The 17,824-nt window shown below is 56.2% G+C and carries 16 protein-coding genes and 1 pseudogene; 5 read left to right on the forward strand and 12 right to left on the reverse strand.

Going from position 1 to position 17,824, the window contains the following annotated elements:
• Positions 1 to 50 precede the first annotated feature (50 nt).
• From Q9J80_RS07970 to def, 6 genes are all read right to left on the reverse strand, one after another.
• On the reverse strand, positions 51 to 1,328 hold the full coding sequence (locus Q9J80_RS07970; RefSeq protein ID WP_301672970.1) for a sigma-54-dependent transcriptional regulator: 1,278 nt from the start codon (positions 1,326 to 1,328) through the stop codon (positions 51 to 53).
• Positions 1,321 to 3,438 (reverse strand): sensor histidine kinase, encoded by a 2,118-nt coding sequence (locus Q9J80_RS07975; RefSeq protein ID WP_301672969.1) that lies wholly within the window; start codon positions 3,436 to 3,438, stop codon positions 1,321 to 1,323. The genes Q9J80_RS07970 and Q9J80_RS07975 overlap by 8 nt, the downstream gene beginning before the upstream one ends.
• A complete protein-coding gene (locus Q9J80_RS07980) occupies positions 3,438 to 4,034 on the reverse strand; it encodes a DUF4390 domain-containing protein (protein WP_301672968.1) in 597 nt (198 codons plus the stop codon). The genes Q9J80_RS07975 and Q9J80_RS07980 overlap by 1 nt, the downstream gene beginning before the upstream one ends.
• Positions 4,000 to 5,259 carry a 16S rRNA (cytosine(967)-C(5))-methyltransferase RsmB gene (gene rsmB, locus Q9J80_RS07985; protein WP_301672967.1) on the reverse strand — a complete coding sequence of 420 codons (1,260 nt, stop codon included), beginning with the start codon at positions 5,257 to 5,259 and terminating at the stop codon, positions 4,000 to 4,002. The genes Q9J80_RS07980 and rsmB overlap by 35 nt, the downstream gene beginning before the upstream one ends.
• Positions 5,260 to 5,337: 78 nt before the next feature.
• The gene (fmt, locus tag Q9J80_RS07990) at positions 5,338 to 6,264 is read right to left on the reverse strand and encodes a methionyl-tRNA formyltransferase (RefSeq protein WP_301672978.1); all 927 of its coding nucleotides are present in this window, start codon (positions 6,262 to 6,264) and stop codon (positions 5,338 to 5,340) included.
• Between the two features lie 86 nt (positions 6,265 to 6,350).
• Positions 6,351 to 6,854 (reverse strand): peptide deformylase, encoded by a 504-nt coding sequence (gene def / locus Q9J80_RS07995; protein ID WP_301672966.1) that lies wholly within the window; start codon positions 6,852 to 6,854, stop codon positions 6,351 to 6,353.
• A gap of 183 nt (positions 6,855 to 7,037) precedes the next feature.
• Between def and Q9J80_RS08000 the strand changes: the two genes are divergently transcribed.
• Positions 7,038 to 8,261, forward strand: a complete 1,224-nt coding sequence (locus tag Q9J80_RS08000; protein WP_304674170.1) for a LysM peptidoglycan-binding domain-containing protein — start codon at positions 7,038 to 7,040, stop codon at positions 8,259 to 8,261.
• A 307-nt stretch (positions 8,262 to 8,568) separates the two neighbouring features.
• Here the strand turns inward: Q9J80_RS08000 and Q9J80_RS08005 are convergent, their stop codons facing one another.
• From Q9J80_RS08005 to pyrB, 3 genes are all read right to left on the reverse strand, one after another.
• Entirely contained in the window at positions 8,569 to 9,234 is a 666-nt protein-coding gene (locus Q9J80_RS08005; RefSeq protein WP_304674171.1) for a DUF8453 domain-containing protein, read from the reverse strand.
• Between the two features lie 64 nt (positions 9,235 to 9,298).
• The gene (gene pyrI, locus Q9J80_RS08010) at positions 9,299 to 9,757 is read right to left on the reverse strand and encodes an aspartate carbamoyltransferase regulatory subunit (RefSeq protein ID WP_003707093.1); all 459 of its coding nucleotides are present in this window, start codon (positions 9,755 to 9,757) and stop codon (positions 9,299 to 9,301) included.
• 9 nt (positions 9,758 to 9,766) lie between these two features.
• The gene (gene pyrB / locus Q9J80_RS08015) at positions 9,767 to 10,687 is read right to left on the reverse strand and encodes an aspartate carbamoyltransferase (RefSeq protein ID WP_118787402.1); all 921 of its coding nucleotides are present in this window, start codon (positions 10,685 to 10,687) and stop codon (positions 9,767 to 9,769) included.
• A gap of 229 nt (positions 10,688 to 10,916) precedes the next feature.
• Between pyrB and Q9J80_RS08020 the strand changes: the two genes are divergently transcribed.
• Positions 10,917 to 11,759 (forward strand): GNAT family N-acetyltransferase, encoded by an 843-nt coding sequence (locus tag Q9J80_RS08020; protein WP_118787456.1) that lies wholly within the window; start codon positions 10,917 to 10,919, stop codon positions 11,757 to 11,759.
• Complete coding sequence (locus Q9J80_RS08025; protein ID WP_258551620.1) at positions 11,756 to 11,881, forward strand: hypothetical protein; 126 nt, start codon at positions 11,756 to 11,758, stop codon at positions 11,879 to 11,881. Before Q9J80_RS08020 ends, Q9J80_RS08025 begins: the two co-directional genes overlap by 4 nt.
• Before the next feature lie 48 nt (positions 11,882 to 11,929).
• Here Q9J80_RS08025 and Q9J80_RS08030 read toward each other — a convergent pair whose 3' ends face one another.
• The gene (locus Q9J80_RS08030; protein WP_045750316.1) at positions 11,930 to 12,481 is read right to left on the reverse strand and encodes a hypothetical protein; all 552 of its coding nucleotides are present in this window, start codon (positions 12,479 to 12,481) and stop codon (positions 11,930 to 11,932) included.
• Between the two features lie 342 nt (positions 12,482 to 12,823).
• Between Q9J80_RS08030 and pyk the strand changes: the two genes are divergently transcribed.
• Complete coding sequence (pyk, locus tag Q9J80_RS08040) at positions 12,824 to 14,296, forward strand: pyruvate kinase (RefSeq protein WP_002235353.1); 1,473 nt, start codon at positions 12,824 to 12,826, stop codon at positions 14,294 to 14,296.
• Positions 14,297 to 14,472: 176 nt separating this feature from the next.
• On the opposite strand, the pseudogene Q9J80_RS10995 reads toward pyk, so the two are convergent.
• Positions 14,473 to 14,580, reverse strand: a pseudogene (locus Q9J80_RS10995) (IS5/IS1182 family transposase); the annotation flags it as partial.
• A 31-nt stretch (positions 14,581 to 14,611) separates the two neighbouring features.
• Here Q9J80_RS10995 and Q9J80_RS08050 point away from each other — a divergent pair.
• Positions 14,612 to 16,006: an OmpP1/FadL family transporter gene (locus Q9J80_RS08050; protein ID WP_304672856.1), complete on the forward strand. Its 1,395-nt coding sequence runs from the start codon at positions 14,612 to 14,614 to the stop codon at positions 16,004 to 16,006.
• 82 nt (positions 16,007 to 16,088) lie between these two features.
• On the opposite strand, the gene Q9J80_RS08055 is transcribed toward Q9J80_RS08050, so the two are convergent.
• Positions 16,089 to 17,824, reverse strand: a 1,736-nt coding sequence (locus Q9J80_RS08055; protein ID WP_304672855.1) for a hypothetical protein, incomplete at its 5' end; no start/stop codon positions are given.

A 17,824-nucleotide genomic window follows, 5' to 3' on the forward strand; every position in this document is an offset into this window, starting at 1 on the left:
AATGCCGTCTGAAAACAAAAGCCCGCAGCCGGAAAACCGGCCGTCCGGGCCTATTCTTCGGTTTTTTCCCCCGCCCGGCGCGAAACGCCGATGCCGAGCTGTTTGAGTTTGCGGTAAAGGTGCGTGCGTTCCAAACCGACCTTCTGCGCCACTTTGCTCATATTCTGACCTTCTTGGGCGATGTGGTACTCGAAATAACGCCGCTCCACCTCCTCCCTCAATTCGCGCAGCGGCAGATTGAAGTTGAAGCCGCCCGCCATATCTTCCGCCCCCTCGGCAGGCACATTCTGCCCCAAAAGGGAAGAAACCGCCCCTGCGCCGATTTCCTGTCCGTCCGCCTCCAACAGCAGCGTTGCTACGACGCTTTGCAGTTGGTCGAAATTTCCCGGCCAGTCGTAACGGGTCAGCACGGCAAGCGCATCTTCACTGAATGAGGCAGGCGCAATCTTTTGGCTTTCAGCCACGTTGCAGGCAATCCCCTGAATCAGGAAGGCGATGTCCTCATGCTGCATACGCAGCGGCGGAATGCGGACGACCGACTCCGACAGCAGTTCCGACAGCTTTTCCTCGCAGGCAATGCCGTCTGAACCTGCCGCGTGGCTGCCCGATGCGACCACCCTGACGCGGCAGCGTTCTGCCTTGCCGATGATAAAGGCAATGCCGGTTTGGATATTGCGGCTGTATTGGGCGATATCTCCGACATACAAAACGCCGCCCTCCGCCTTCTGCAACAGTTCCATCGGCATATCGATCAGATATTCGACCCTTGCCGGACTGACCCACGGCGTACCGTTTTTATGGAAATAGCGCGCCACGGTTTCAAACGGCGAACCCGCCTCGCCCGTCAAAAATACAGGGGACGTGCGTTTTGCCGCCGCTTCGACTTCGCGGTTCATCTCCTGAATCGCGGCACTGTTGCCCAGCTTGTCGAACACCGGTCCCGTTTCGATTTGAGCCGCACCGTGTTTCAACGCGTTTTCGACGGCAGACAGCAGCTTTTGCAGGGAAATCGGTTTTTCCAAAAAGTCGAGCGCACCGATTTTGGTGGCTTCCACTGCTGTGTCGATGCTGGCGTGCCCGCTCATCATCACCACCGGCATATTGAGCTGCCCGTTTTTCGCCCACTCCTTCAAAAGGGTGATGCCGTCGCAATCGGGCATCCAAATATCCAGCAGCACCATCGCCGGGCGTACCTGATGGCGCAGCTTGCGCGCCTCTTCGGCATTTTCCGCCAACGCGACCGAATAGCCTTCGTCCTGCAGGATTTCCGACAGCAGGTCGCGGATGCCGACTTCGTCGTCTACAATTAAAATATCGCTGCTACGCATAAGTTTCTACCGTTTTTGGCAAGATTATTCTGATACACGCCCCACCCGCATCCTGATTGCTCAGGCTGATGCGGCCGCCGTGTTCTTCAATGATTTTTTTCACCACGGGCAGTCCCAATCCCGTTCCCGCCGGTTTGTCCGTCACATACGGCTCGAAGGCGTTGTGCAGCATTTCCCTGCCGAACCCTTTGCCGTTGTCGCAAACCGTCAGGACAATCCGTCCGTCCTGCCCCACTTCCGATTTTACCCTGACTTCGGGCACATCGGCTTCTTCCGCCGCTTCGGCGGCATTTTTGAAAATATTGTGCAGCACCTGCCGCATGGCGGTCGTATCCGCCGCCATCATCAGCGGTTCGCCGGCAAGTTCCGCCTCAAACCGGCACGGACCGGCTTCGTACAGAGCCAAAACATCGCCGATTAAGGCGTTCAAATCCTGATTTTCCAGTTTGAGCGAAGGGGCGCGCGCGTAATTGCGGAATGCCTCGACCATTTCTTTTAACGCCGCCACCTGTTTGATGATGGTGTCGGTCGAACGCGTCAGGATTTGCGCGTCCTGCTCGTCCAGCTTCCCGCCCAATTTCCACGCCAGCCGTTCGGCGGAAAGCTGGATGGGCGTGAGCGGATTGCGGATTTCGTGTGCCAGCCGTTTCGCCACTTCGCCCCACGCCGCTTCTTTTTGCGCGTGTATCAGCACGGTGATGTCGTCAATCACCATCACCACGCCGTTGCCGTTGTCTTCAGGCAATACCGTCGCCTTGCCCAGCAGGATTTTGGCATCGTCCGGCGCGGCATATTCCACCTGGACCGGTTTGTCCGTACCCGCCGCCGCACCGATGGCGGCAAACACTTCGGCAAGCAGGGACTGCTGCGCCGAAACGCCGTGCCAACCGTGCCGGTTGCTGCCCCACAGCGGCACGAGCGACATACCCAAGATATGTTCCGCAGCTTTGTTGAAGGTTTTCAGACGGCCTGTTTCGTCAAATACCACCACACCCGTGGTCAGGCTCTCCAACACGCATTCGAGATAATGCCTAGCGGCTTCTTCGCGCTTCCTGTTGCGCTCGTCCGCTTCTTTGGCAATGGAAAGCTGCTCGGTCATATGGTTGAACAACTTGCTCAAACGCCCGAACTCATCGTTGCGCAGTACAGGGCGCATCTGGCTGAAATCGCCCTGTGCGACCGCCTTCGCCCCTTCGGCAAGCGACAAGATGGGCTCGACGAAACGACGGGCAAAATACAGCGCCATCACCAGGGCAAGGAAAATCGACAGCAGTGAGGCGGCAAGCAGCGTCGCCAGAAAAAAGGTCTGCAAACCCTTTTTGCTGTAACTCAACTCAGCATATTTCGCCCTTGCCTTTTCGATTAAGACGGTATCCTCTGCCACGTCTTTGGGAATCGGCTGGCGGAAAAACAAGGCGTAATCGCGCCCGTTGTGCGTACCCGCCGACAGCCAGCCCTGCGCGTACAATACGCCACCTATGCTTTCCAAATCCCTGACCGAACCCGCCTGTTGGATTTTTTCCCAACGCGCCTTATCCGGAAACGGCTGGTCAAGCTTATGCGGATTGATGCTTTTTTCGATTTTACCGCTTGCCGCATTGTAAAGGGACAACTGCGTAAACCCGCCGGCATAATGTTCCAGCACCCTGCCCATATTACCGGATAGGGAGGCGGTGCTGATGAGGTCTATCTGGACGGGGACGGCATTGCTGAGGGCATTGTCTGCCGCCAGATTCAATGCGGACTTGCTCAAATTGAGGCTGCGTTCGAGGGCTTCGTGGGTGTCGTTGCCGAACCACGAATTAATCGTCCCGTTGATAAACTGCGCGGAAACGCCGAACAGAAACACGCCGGGCAATACGGCGACCAGCGTGAACATCCCAGAAAGGCGTTTGGCAATCTGCGAACCGAATACGCCGTTGCGCCTGTCTTTCAACAGCAATATGACATAACGTGCCAAAACGGCGGACAACACCAGCAGCAGCATTGCGCTGAATGCGACTATCCACCAGAAATAATCCGCCAGCGCACTGGTGCTGCCGGTTGCCGCCGTCAATCCGTACAACAGGACGACGGCGCATATGGCTGCTATCAGTAGAAAACGGCGCATTATTTGTTCCCGATAATGTTTAAAGGTTTCCAACCCGAATCCAAATGCCAGTTTTGAGAAGTCAATGCGTTGATTTGAAAAGGCTTGGGCAGTTTTGAAGTGGACAGCAGCAGGCGGATTTCCGCCTTGGTTTCCCCTGCTTCCGCACCGGACAACGCGCCTTTGTGCAGGACTTTCCAGTTGGCAACCGCGCCGGTCGCGCGCAATGCCGCCGCCAAAGTGTCGTAGTCTGTCGAAAACGCGCCGACGGTAACACGGTAGCGGTTGGTCAGCGGATGAAAGGTCAGTTTGTAATAGATATCGGCATCGCCGCCGATAAGCTGGTCGAATTTGAACCGGTAGGCGGCGATTGTCGGGGCAGAAAGCTGCCAGCTCAGGGTAAAGTTGAGCGGTACGCCTTGGCGCAACGCCTGTTGGAGCTGATCGGGCAGTTCGGTTTGGAAGCGGCTGCTGACTGAGAGCTGCCCGCCGTCGGTTATCCTTGCTTCGGCACGGCTCACATCTATCCCCTCCGCCGCCACATTCTGAAAGGCGGGGAGCATCAGCGGCACAATCAGCCATTTACTGCTTTTGAATAAGCGCGTAATAAAAGCCATCTTGGTGTTTGTTCGGTAAGAGTACCCGCGATTCGATCAGTTCTGCATCGGCATGGCGGTTGAGGAATTTTTGCAATTGTCCGTCGTTTTCCTCGACGAACACGGAACAGGTGGCGATCAACATCCTTCCCCCGCTTTTCAGCGTCTGCCAAAGTGCATCCAGCAGGGCTTCCTGCTGACGGGCGGTTTTGAACGCGTCGGTCGGTCGGCGCAGCCATTTCACGTCAGGATTGCGCCGCGCCACGCCGGACGCGGTGCACGGCACGTCGGCAAGGATTGCGTCGAAAGGCTTTCCATCATACCACGCCGCCAAATCCCGCGCATCGGCACACGCCGTCGATGCCGTCTGAAAGCCCAAACGGGCGATATTGTCCTCCACACGCTTCAGACGGCCTGCATCAATGTCCAAGGCGGTAACGCGGCAATCCGCCAGTTCCAAGATATGCCCCGTCTTGCCGCCCGGCGCGGCGCACGCGTCCAAAATCCGTTCGCCGTCTTTCGGGTTAAGAAGATAAGCCGCCTGCTGCGCGCCGAAGTCCTGTACCGAAACGATGCCGTCTGAAAAGCCGGGCAGGCGGTTCACCGGCACGGCTTCTTCCAACATAACCGCATATTCGTCCAAGTCCTTAGCCGCGATACCTTCCGCAGCCAGTTTTTCCAAATAGCTTTCGGCATTGCCGTGTCGGCGGTTGACGCGCAACGTCATCGGCGGATGGGATTGCAGCGCGGCAGTGATGTTGTGCCAGTGTTTCGGATAATGGTTTTTCAAGTAAGCCACCCACCACAGCGGCAGGTTGTGTTTCGCCACATCGTCTTTTTTACAGGAAGCCGCAAGCTTGTCGCGTTCGCGCAAAAAGCGGCGCAAAACCGCGTTGGCAAACGAACGGTACTGCCCGCGTCCGATTTTGGCTATGCTCTCCACCGCTTCATTGACCACGGCGTGCGGCGCGTTGCGCGTGTAATGCAGTTGGTACAACGCCGCCAAAAGCAGGCTTTCGAGCTGCGGATTGCCAATCGGTTTTTTCAGCATCTGCGCGAGCATATGTTTCAAACTGCCCAGATAACGCTGGCAGCCGTAGGCGATGTCCTGCAACGCGCCGTTTTCCTGCGCCATAAGGTCGGGATGCGCGGTGCGGATTTGCGCCAACACGTCCTGAAGGTTACGTCCTTCGGCAACCGCCGCAATGCTGTCGGCGGCAAGTTTTTGGGCAAGTGCCATACTCATATTATGTGATTCGCTTTCTTCGACTGATGGTTTCAGACGGCATTCCCGTTTGCGGATCGGAATGCCGTCTGAAGGGATTTACAGCTTCGCCCCTGCTTCGATATGCCGTCCTGCTGCAAACGCCGCGATATTCATCCGCCTGCCGCCGGCAGGCTGCAATTCGGTAATCTTCAGCGCGTTTTCGCCGCAGGCAACGACCAAACCGTCCGCCGAACAGGACAACACTTCGCCTGCCGCGCCTTGTTGCGCCACCACTTCCGCCCGCCGGATTTTCATCGGCTTGCCCTGATACTCAACCCACGCGGCAGGCACGGGGTTGAAGGCGCGGATTTTGCGTTCGATAACCGCCGCGCTTTCGCTCCAATCGATACGCGCTTCTTCTTTGCTTAGTTTTTGGGCGTAAGTAACACCTTCTTCGGGCTGTTTGACCGCGTTCAGACGGCCTTTGCTTTGAAGCTGTTGCAAATCGGCAACAACCGCCGCCGCACCGATTTCCATCAGCGCGTCGTGGACTTCGTTGGCGGTATCGGTAGGTCGGATGGCGTAGCGGTGTTCGCTGACCACATCGCCGGTGTCCAAACCGATGTCCATCTGCATAATGCACACGCCGGTTTCGGCATCACCGGCCTCAATCGCGCGCTGAATCGGCGCCGCGCCGCGCCAACGGGGCAGCAGCGAGGCGTGGATGTTGAGGCAGCCGTGTTTCGGCGCATCCAACACGTCTTGCGGCAGAATCAAACCATACGCGGCAACCACCATTACGTCTGCCTCAACCTCTTTGAGCATTTGCAGGGCTTCGGCGTTGTTGCGCAGTTTTTCGGGCTGTGCCACGCGCAAACCGAGTTCCAGCGCGGCTTGTTTGACAGGCGGGGCAGTCAGTTGCATACCGCGCCCTTTCGGACGGTCGGGCTGGGTCAGCACCAGCGGGATTTCAAAACCGGCGGCGGCAACGGCTTTTAAGGCGGCGGCGGCAAAATCGGGCGTGCCGGCGAAGATGACTTTCATAGCGTGTTCCTGCGTGTGCGTAAAGTTGTCGGATAATGCCGTGCCGTCTGAAAACCTTGCAGCGTTCAGACGGCACGGCAAAAGGGTCAAATCGTATGTTTCTGACGTTTTTTCAGTTTAGTCTTAATCCGACCCTGCTTAAGCTGGGAAAGGTGTTCGACAAATACGATACCCATCAGGTGGTCCAACTCGTGCTGTACGCAAATCGCCAATAATCCGTCCGCCTCCAGCGTGAATTTCTCGCCTTTTTCGTTCAAAGCCTCGACCTTGACGCGTTCGGCGCGGGTTACGGTGTCGTAAATGCCCGGTACGGACAGGCAGCCCTCTTCGTAAGTGGTTTCGCCGTCTTTTTCGACGATGACGGGGTTGATGAACACGCGCGGTTCGCTGCGGTCTTCGGTCAAATCCATCACGACGATGCGCTCGTGCACATCGACCTGCGTCGCCGCCAGCCCGATGCCGCGCGCCTCGTACATCGTTTCAAACATATCGGCAACCAGCTTTTGGACGCGCTCGTCAACTTGTTCGACAGGCTTCGCCACCGTGTGCAGACGCTCGTCGGGATATTGGAGGATATTCAGTAAAGCCATAATTTTCTCTTTCCTTAGGCGGATACGCCGCCTGTTTTTCATAATTACCGTGATGGTGCGGATAATTCGATGTTAAAATGCGGGACATTTATTGTCATGCGGCACGTCCCGAAAAGACCGCCGCCGCTTTTCCAACCCAATCAGGCAAGACAAACCGACATTCATCAGATAAGGGGAACGGTTATGCAACGTCGTATTATAACCCTGCTCTGCGCGGCAGGTATGGCATTCTCAACACAAACTTTGGCGGCAAATCTGAAGGTGCGCCCGAACGCGCCGCAACGCTACACGGTCAAACAGGGCGACACCCTGTGGGGCATTTCGGGCAAATACCTGTACAGCCCGTGGCAATGGGGCCGCCTGTGGGGCGCGAACCGGGGTCAAATCCGCAATCCCGACCTGATTTATCCGGGTCAGGTATTGGTGTTGCGCTACGTTAACGGCGAACCGCGCCTCGGCTTGGAACAGACAGACGGCATCCCCGTCGTCAAAATGAGTCCGGATAAGGAAGTGTCCGGATACGGTATTCCCGCCATCGATGTCAACTTCTACCGCATCTTTATGCAGCACCCGCAAATCGTTTCCCGCAAAGAAACCGCTGCCGCACCGCGCCTGCTCTCTGGCCCGGAAGGCAGGCTGCTGTACACCAAAGGCACCAGGGTTTACACCAAAGGTCTGAAAGAGCCGGGCCGCTACCTGACCTACCGAATCAATAAAAACATCACCGATCCGGATACGGGCAGATTCCTCGGGCAAGAAGTCGCATTCAGCGGCATCGTGCGCTCCCTCGACTATACCGACTCCGCCCTCGAACAACGCTCGAAACAGACTGAAGAACGGCTGAAAGACAACGAATACTATACCCGCACCCATCCTTTGATTACCCCGCTGCGTACCCATTCGATACAGCCGCTGGTGGTTGAAACCGCCATTTCCGAAATACAGCAGGGCGACTACCTGATGAAAATGCCGGAAGACACCGACCGCTTCAATATGGTGCCGCACGAGCCGTCCCGCCCGGTTCAGGCGAAAATCGTTTCCGTGTTTGAAGGCGCGGGGGTCGGCGGACAGTTCAAAACCATTACGATAGACAAAGGCGAGGCGGACGGATTGGACAAAGGCGCGGTAATAAGCCTCTACAAACGCAAGAAAACGCTGCAGGTCAACCTCTCCAACAATTTGGCGGAAGAACCCAAAAGCAGGGATACCGTCGAACTGATTTCGACACCCGCCGAAGAAGTGGGTTTGGCAATGGTTTACCACACTGCGCCGAACTTGGCTTACGCCATTATTTTGGAAAACATCTCCGATATTGCCGAAGGCGACACCGCCGCCAATCCGGGACGGGATTTGGACAATATGCCGGATCAGGGTCACGCCCGCGTCGATTCCGACCCTTTCCAATAACCCCTCGGCAACAATGCCGTCTGAAGCCTTCAGACGGCATTTTTATTGAGGCTGCGTTTCCATATTCCGTTGATGCACAACTTTAATTAGCCGGACAAAATGTCTTTTATCCGATAGAACCGGTTTCCGTCCGAACGGAAATCAGCGGCTTGCCCTTGCAGACAGCCGGAAGCGGCCGGGTATCCAAACCCAATCTTGCCGCTTTGCCGCCGCGCCCTGAAACAATGCCGTCTGAAGCCTTCAGACGGCATTGTTGCCGGGAAAAGCCGCCGCGCCGCCGGTGCGCGCCCCGCGCATCGGGACACCTTCAATAAAATATCCGCTTGGGCTTTTCCGGCGTTTTTGAAATCTCCTGCAACGCCTGATTGAGCGCGCCCAAATCCAACGCCGTTTCCGAACGGCAGGCATCGCCGAAGATGTTTTTATATTCCGCCGTTAGTTTCAGTATCCCTTTGAACGCGCGCCCTTCCAAAGCCGCCGACAACTCGAAAATATCGGCGAACACGCGCCCGTAGGTTTCGCCCGAGGCGACCGCATCCGTCCCCAACGCGAACATATCCATTTTTGCCAACTCGGCGGCAATCGTGCGCGCGTCTTCGTCGTCGGGCAGCACTTCCGCCTTGAACCTGACCTGTTCCGCCATCCCTTTGCCGTGGTTTCTGACCAGCAGGGCGAGCATTTGCGGCTTGTGTTCCAAGTGTTGCAAAGAAGCGTGCAGGACGGGGTGTATGCTTTCGTTCTGTATCATTTTTTCGCGGTAGAACTTTTCCGCCTTAGCCTTTGAACGCGCCGACACGAACGCCCACGCCAGCCACACCAGCGCGACGGCGGACAATGCGGACAGAAGCGGAGGCAGCTCTTCAGTATAGGCTTTCTGATTGAACCAGATTTGCGCGGTCAAAAAACCGGCAAAGAAAATCAAAACATAAAGTATCGGTGCGAAACGGCTTTGGACAGAAGCGTGCATCATCATTCCATTTCAGATTGGCAAAACAGGCGGCAGACGAAATGCCGCCCGCTCGGTTTAAGGGAATCCGTCAGGCTTCCGCCACCGAATCCCGGCTGTAGGTTTTTTCGCAGTAGTGGCATTTTAGCCGCGTCTGCCCGTTGTGTTTTTTAACATAAAACCGGCTTTTGACCGGCTCGCCGTGGCCGGCGCAATTGGGGTTCGGGCAGCGGAACACTTCGGCGATTTCGTCGGGCAGGTTCAAATGCCGCTTCTGCACGACCTTGAAATTGTCGATGGTGTTGACCACCGCTTCGGGTGCAAACAGGGCGAGGCGGTCGGCGGCTTTGTCGTCCAAGCACACGCCTTTGATTTTGATGATGTCTTTGCTGCCTTGGGTTTTGCTGGGCAGGTTGAAGCCCACGGTTACCGCGTTGCCGTAGTGCAAAAGTTTGAACTGGCGCAGGATGGCCAGCCCCCTGCCAGCGGGAATATGGTCGATCACCGTACCTTTTTCAATGGCTTCGACACTGAGTTTCGGGGTTTCCATATCGGTTCCTCACACTTCTTCGTTCAACACCAGCGACAATATCGCCATACGCGCATAAACGCCGTTGGTCGCCTGCTCGAAATAATAGGCGTGCGGCGTGGCATCGACATCGGGATGGATTTCGTCCACGCGCGGCAGGGGGTGCAGCACGCGCAGGTTCGGTTTGGCGCGGGCGAGCATAGACGCTTCGAGGTTGAATTTGCCTTGGATTTTGGCAAATTCCTGTTCGTCGAAACGTTCGCGCTGGACGCGGGTCATATACAGGATGTCCGCCCATTCCGCCGCCTCTTCCAAACTGCCGAGGGCGCGGTATCGGCAGCCGGCTTCTTCCAACTCTTCGGTAATGTAGTCGGGCATCGCGAGGCTGGGCGGCGAAACGAAGGCAAATTCGCAGCCCCAGCGTTTCAACGCCTGACAAAGCGAATGCACGGTACGTCCGTATTTCAAGTCGCCCGCCATTGCGATTTTGAGCTTGTCCAAACGCCCCTGCGTTTCATAAATGGTAACCAGGTCGAGCAGCGTCTGACTGGGATGCTGGTTCGTACCGTCGCCGGCGTTGATGACGGGGACGCGCGAAAACTCCGCCGCCACGCGCGCCGCGCCGTCTTTGGGATGACGCTGGATGATTGCGTCGGTGTAGCCGGAAATGATGCAGGCGGTATCGGCAAGCGTCTCGCCTTTTTTGGCACTGGTATTCGCGCCGTCCGAAAAGCCGATGACCTTGCCGCCCAGCCGCTGCACCGCCGTTTCAAACGACAGCCTCGTGCGCGTGGACGGTTCAAAGAAGCACGAACCGATAAGTTTGCCTTCCAACAAATCGCCACGCGGATGCGCCTTCAGCTTCAATGCCGTCTGAAGCAGGCATTCCAACTGTTCGCGCGACAAATCCGAAATCGAGATGATGTGCTGTCTGTAAAGCGGATTAGGCATTTTTGCCCCCCCTTCCGTAAAAAACCCGCGTCAGGCGGGTATCCGGTTATACGTCGTCCACGCCGCCCGTATGTTTGCGGAACAGCTTCGCAAAAGCGGCAATACGGCGCGCATTATCGCATATTTGCCGCCGCAGCGTCCTGCACGGCGCGGCTCGGACGGCATCTCCAAACACGCCCCCGCAGGCATAAGGTATAATCGCGCCGCCCCCTTCTTTCAGGAGCCCGCTATGTTAATCTGCAACCCCTACGAAGTCGTCATCCACGGCACAACGAGTTCCGGCAAGATTTTCCGCCCCAGCGACTGGGCGGAACGCCTGTGCGGCATCCTGTCCTCGTTCACCAAAGACAACCGCCTCTCCTATTCGAAATGGGTGCGCCCGATTTTAGTGGACAACATCCGCTGCGTCGCCGTCGATAAAAAACTGGAAACCGACAACCCACAAATGTTCCGCTTCCTGATGGACTTTGCCGCCGACAACGACCTGCGCGTCATCGACTGCAAGGCACTGATCGAAGAGCGCGAACACGGAAAAGCAGACGAAGACGAAGCAGGAAACGTCCCACTGGCACAGGCAATCGAAGAAAAACACGCCGCCGAGAAAGCACAGGAACAGACCGTCTCGGGCGCATCCTACGTTTTGCGCGAAATCGGCACGGAAGACACGTCCTCCGCCTTTGCAGCCTTGAGCGTTTTGCGTTCCGCCCTGACCGACATCGGCCGCTTTACCGAACAAATCGACAAAATCCAACGCCCCCAAGGCTACCGCCTGCTGGGCATTTTTGAAGAAGGCAAACACAACGCCGTCGCCGTCTGCGGATTCCGCGAAGCCTGCACCCTCGCCGGCGGCCGCCACATCCACATCGACGACATCGTAACCCTGCCGCAAAGCCGCCGCAAAGGCTACGCCTCGCGCCTTTTGGAAGAAGTCCGCAAAATCGGCGCGGAAACAGGGGTAACCAAAATCCACCTCAACGTCCACGTCAACCACGATCGCGCCGACGCGCACCGCCTGTATTTCAAAAACGGTTTTGAAATCTGCGCCTACCACTTCCGTTGCGACCCCAAATGAAAACACTCATCCTCATCTGCACCCTGTCGGCACTCGCCGCCTGCGCCACCCCGTCCGAACAAGGCGGCAGCAGGGTTTACGGCGAAATCAAAGCCGGTATCGAAACCCGTTACAGCCGCTGAGAAAATGCCGTCTGAAGCCCTTTCAGACGGCATTTCAAAATATGCGTCCTATCCGTCCGCCTTGCCCGCACCCCCTGCCTTTGCCGCCCTGCCCGATGCCGTCTGAAGCCTGAACCGCCCTACCAGCCCGATGACGCACGACACCGCCGGAAAGGGCATACACAAAGCCGTCAGCACATAACGCGCATTGCCCGTATTGACCACGTCCGCGCCCTTCAGCAGCAGCGGCAGCGCGTTCGCCCACTCCCACAGCGAAGGCGCGCTGAACGCCAACACCGCCACCAGCCCCAACATCCGGAACACCCCGATTTCCAAGACCTGCCGCCGCCGCACCGAACGGTTGAGCAGAAACACAACCGCCAACCCGAAACAGACCACCGCCGCCATACCGCCGTTGGCGACAATCTGCAAACTGTTGAACGCAATATCAGGCGTAACCGCCAACACGCCTTCCGAATCCGGCACGGCACGCTGCAAATCCAAACCCTGCAACACATTCAACACAAAACCGTAGATCAAATCAAAAAACACCACGCCTATCGGCAAAGCACTCAAAACTCGCCACATCTTCCTATCCGACCAACCGTTCAAAACCTTCATTTTATAGTGGATTAAATTTAAACCAGTACGGCGTTGCCTCGCCTTGCCGTACTATTTGTACTGTCTGCGGCTTCGTCGCCTTGTCCTGATTTAAATTTAATCCACTATACCCGACCGCGCAAGCCGCCGAACAAAAAATAAATTTAGCCTAAGTCATAAAACCGTGTAATTTTGCACCAAAAAAGGCGGTTTGCAGGTAAAATATCAAACCATTAATTTAAATCATATTTTTACAGAATATTCCGCCGCGTTCATCAAATGGACATCAAACCGGTTCCAAATTTCTGTAATTTTGCAACAAAATACCGCAAAACACCCGATTGAGACCGAAAGGACTTTCATATGAACCAGACAAGCCGCGATCTGACCCGCATCAGCCACAACACTAAAATCGTCGCCACCCTCGGGCCGGGCAGCAACAACGTCGAACTGTTGGAAGATATGATCCGCGTCGGCGGTCTGAACGTCGTCCGCTTCAACTTCAGCCACGGCACGCCCGAATTCCATCAGGAAAACGCCCGCATCGTGCGCGAGGCGGCAAAACGCGCCGGACAGGAAATCGCCATCATTGCCGACCTGCAAGGGCCGAAAATCCGCGTGGGCAAAATCGCCGGCGGCGGCATCGAATTGAACAAAGGCGAAACGCTGGTACTGGATGCCGCGCTTGAAGGCGAAGGCACGCGCGAGGCGGTCGGTTTGGACTACCGCGACCTGCCCGACGACGTTGCCGCAGGCGATGTCTTGTGGCTGGACGACGGCCTGCTGACCCTGACCGTGGAATCCGTCGAAGGCAGCAGGATTATCACAAGGGTGGAAAACAGCCACGTCCTGAAAAGCAACAAGGGCATCAACAAACGCGGCGGCGGCCTGTCCGCAGGCGCGTTGACCGAAAAAGACTTCCGCGACCTGAAAACCGCGATTGCCATCGGTTGCGACTACCTCGCCATCAGCTTTGTGAAGTCCGCCGAAGATTTGCACATCGCGCGCGCCAAAGTCGAAGAGGAAATGAAAGGCAGCACTGCCGTGCGCCCCGGTTTGGTTTCCAAAATCGAACGTGTGGAAGCGATTGAAAACTTGGACGAAATCATCCTCGCCGGCGACGGCATTATGGTTGCGCGCGGCGACTTGGCGGTCGAAGTCGGACACGCCGCCGTCCCCGCCCTGCAAAAACGGATGATCCGCCGCGCCCGCGAGTTGCGCCGCTTCAGCATTACGGCGACGCAAATGATGGAATCGATGATTACCAACCCCGTGCCGACCCGCGCGGAAGTCAGCGATGTGGCAAACGCGGTATTGGACGGCACCGATGCGGTGATGTGTTCCGCCGAAACCGCCGTCGGCGCGTATCCGTTTGAAACCGTCAGCCAAATGGCGATTATCTGCGCGGCTGCCGAAAAAGAACAGGATTCGCTCAACGGCGTTGCCGAACAGGTTGAGTATCCCGAAGCCGTCAGCACCAACCTGGCGGTTGCCGGCGGCGCGGTCAGCGTGGCGCGCGCGGTTCACGCCAAAGCCATCGTCGCCCTGACCGAAAGCGGTTCGACCGCCTTTGAAATCAGCCGCCACAACATCACCCTGCCGATTTTCGCGCTGACCCCAAGCGTTTCCGCCCAACGCCGTATGGCGATGTACCGGGGCGTGCGCCCGCTGATTTTGGCAACCAGCACCGACCACGACACGGCGTTGAACGAAGTCGAAACGATGCTGGTGGAACACAACATCCTGCATTCCGGCGACCAGTACATCATCACCAGCGGCTCGCAAATGCGCGAATCCGGTTCGACCAACACGCTGGAAGTGCTGCGCGTCAAATAATCCGCCCTGAGTGGAAAATGCCGTCTGAAGCCGATGCCCGGGGCTTCAGACGGCATTTTTTGCGGCGGCGCGGCGGTTCGGGCAAACTCTGAAAAAATTGTGCAAATCCGGCAACATCGGATAAAATCGAGTACCTATACTAAAGCGAAACAAGGCATTTCCGACTGCCTTTTTTATAGTGGATTAAATTTAAACCAGTACGGCGTTGCCTCGCCTTGCCGTACTATCTGTACTGTCTGCGGCTTCGTCGCCTTGTCCTGATTTAAATTTAATCCACTATATTTGTCCACCATCCGCCTTTTTACGGAAACCGAAATGACCCCTTCCACACTGAAAAAAACCGTCCTGCTGCTCGGCACTGCCTTTGCCGCCGCATCCGTCCACGCATCCGGCTACCACTTCGGCACACAGTCGGTCAACGCGCAAAGCACGGCAAATGCCGCCGCCGCAGAAGCCGCCGACGCATCGACCATCTTCTACAACCCCGCCGGCCTGACCAAACTCGACAGCAGCCAGATTTCCGTCAACGCCAACATCGTGCTGCCCAGCATTCATTATGAGGCGGATTCCGCCACCGACTTTACCGGGCTTCCCGTCCAAGGTTCTAAAAACGGCAAAATCACCAAAACCACGGTTGCGCCCCACATCTACGGCGCATACAAAGTCAATGACGACCTGACCGTGGGCTTGGGCGTGTACGTCCCCTTCGGCTCCGCCACCGAATACGAAAAAGATTCCGTGTTGCGCCACAACATCAACAAACTCGGGCTGACCAGCATCGCCGTCGAACCTGTCGCCGCGTGGAAATTCAACGACCACCATTCCTTCGGCGCAGGCATCATCGCCCAACATACTTCCGCCGAGCTGCGCAAATATGCCGACTGGGGGATTATGGAAAAAGCGAAAGCGCTAAAAGCAACACCTTCTAATCCTACTGCCGCTGCTCAAATCAAAGCCGACGGACACGCCGATGTCAAAGGCAGCGATTGGGGCTTCGGCTACCAACTGGCGTGGATGTGGGACATCAACGACCGCGCGCGCGTGGGCGTGAACTACCGTTCCAAAGTTTCACACACGCTCAAAGGCGATGCCGAATGGGCGGCAGACGGCACGGCTGCGAAAACAATGTGGGATGCAAACAAACTCGCACCGCTCGGTTACACGCCAAGCGAAAAAGCCCGCGTCAAAATCGTAACGCCTGAGTCTTTGTCCGTACACGGCATGTACAAAGTGTCCGACAAAGCCAACCTGTTCGGCGACGTAACCTGGACGCGCCACAGCCGCTTCAATAAGGCGGAACTGGTTTTTGAAAAAGAAAAAACCATCGTCAACGGCAAATCTGACCGCACCACCATCACGCCCAACTGGCGCAACACCTACAAAGTCGGCTTGGGCGGTTCTTATCAAATCAGCGAACCGCTGCAACTGCGCGCCGGCATCGCTTTTGACAAATCGCCCGTCCGCAACGCCGACTACCGCATGAACAGCCTGCCCGACGGCAACCGCATCTGGTTCTCCGCCGGCATGAAATACAATATCGGTAAAAACCACGTCGTCGATGCCGCCTACACCCACATCCACATCAACGACACCACCTACCGCACGGCGAAGGCAAGCGGCAACGATGTGGACAGCAAAGGCGCGTCTTCCGCACGTTTCAAAAACCACGCCGACATCATCGGCCTGCAATACACCTACAAATTCAAATAAACGTTCCACCGTTTGAATGTAGAAATGCCGTCTGAAACAGATTTCCGTTTCAGACGGCATTTTTATCCGGCAGCCGATACGCCTATCTCGGTATTCGGGAGAATATATACAGAACCTCCTTCATATCAAAATGGTAGGGACGCTCGGGCAACAGGACGGCAGCAGGCAGCTTGGTGATGCCGTTCAAACCGCGCGGGAACAGCGCGATCCGCTCTTTGCCCTTTTCCGCATAATCCGCCTTGCGGTTGTGGACGGAAACCACTTCGCGATGGCGGTAAAGCAGCGTGTTCATTTCGATATAGGCTTCGTTGTGGATGGCTGCCGACTGTTTCTGCAACACATCCAACCGCCTGTTGAGCTTGTCGTTGGTTTTCATCAGCCTGTTGAAGAACGACGGTTGCTCCTGCAGTTTGGCGGTACAGGCTTCGATACTTTCCGATACCGGCCCGAACTGTTCGAGGTATTTTTCCAGACAGTTTTCCAAGTCGGTCAGGCAGCCGGCCATCTTGCGGGAAAATTCTTCTTCCGGCTTTCCCTGCCGAATGGACAATATCTCGCGGCGGCGGTCTTCCATTGCGGAAATATAGGCGTTCATGCGGTCGGACATATTTTCCGCATCCCTGCTCATCCACAGCGCGGGCAGCAGGCGGAAGTTTTCAAACGAATTGAAGATGCCGCCGAAAGACTGGCGGAAGGCGATATAAATATATTTCAAATCTTCCTCGCCCTTCGCCATACGCGTCAGGCAATAGTAGAACGGATCGAGGACGGTGTCGCCCAACAGCCGCTCGAATTGGTCCAATCTGGCGGCAATCGCCTGCGTGCGTTCGACTTGCGCGGGGAACGGCGAAAACAGCAGCGGCAGGGCTTTTTTGTCGTAGTTTTCCTCTATCCTGTCCATCATATCGATGATTTCCCAGCTCACGCCGGATTGCAGCGAAAGAATCTGTTTCAAACCGTTGGCAAAACGCAGGGCATCATTCTGAGTGATGTTGCGGACGGGGATATGGATGGCGGTGTAATAGCGGTTGTAGCTGGTATAAAGTTTGTCTTCCGACAGGAAGCGGCGCAGGGAAAACGGAATATCGTCGGTGTAATAAGGCGCGATGGCAAACAAGTATTTCGACGTTCGGATAACTTCCAACTGGCGGGCGCGCTGTTCGGCAAACAATACTTTGTCAAACACCGGTTCGGGCATCTGCTTCACTTCGCGCGGGCGCATCATCGGAAAACTGTTGCCGAGCAGGTGCGATTTTAGGAACACTTCGCAGATATAGGTGCAGATGATGTCCGAATCGAGATTGCGGGTATTTTCGGGGATTTCCCATTTGGTTTTGTTTTTCAATACCGCAGCGGCGGCGTAAATAAATTCGGTTTTCAGAATCTGTTTGAAATTTTCCCGTGCGCGCTTGCCCCCGGTATCGACGTTTTTGATAACGGACAGCACGCTTTCGAGAATGTCGGCAATATAAACCGGCGATTCGCATTGCGCCAATACATCCAGGCGTTCCGCGATATGCCCCGCCAGCCGTTTGAGGTCGGGGATGGGAATGTCTGCCGCCAGCGATGCGAACGAAATGCGTTTTTTGGGAAGGCAAGTGAAAGAACCGTCGGCTTCGTTATAGCCTATGCCTTTTCGGGAAAGGATTTGCGTACAGGCGGCCTGCCCGGCTTCGGGAGAAAGTGTTTTGAAGATTTCTGTCAGATTTTCCTGCCAATGGCAGTCGAGTTCGGGAAGGATTTGATTGAGTCTGAAACGGACGGCGTAAGGGATAGGGTCTTGCTCGAAATATTCATTTTGCGGGGGGGGGGGGGGGG

It is taken from the genome of Neisseria blantyrii (assembly GCF_962747855.1).
In the GTDB taxonomy this organism is placed as follows: Bacteria; Pseudomonadota; Gammaproteobacteria; order Burkholderiales; family Neisseriaceae; genus Neisseria; species Neisseria viridiae.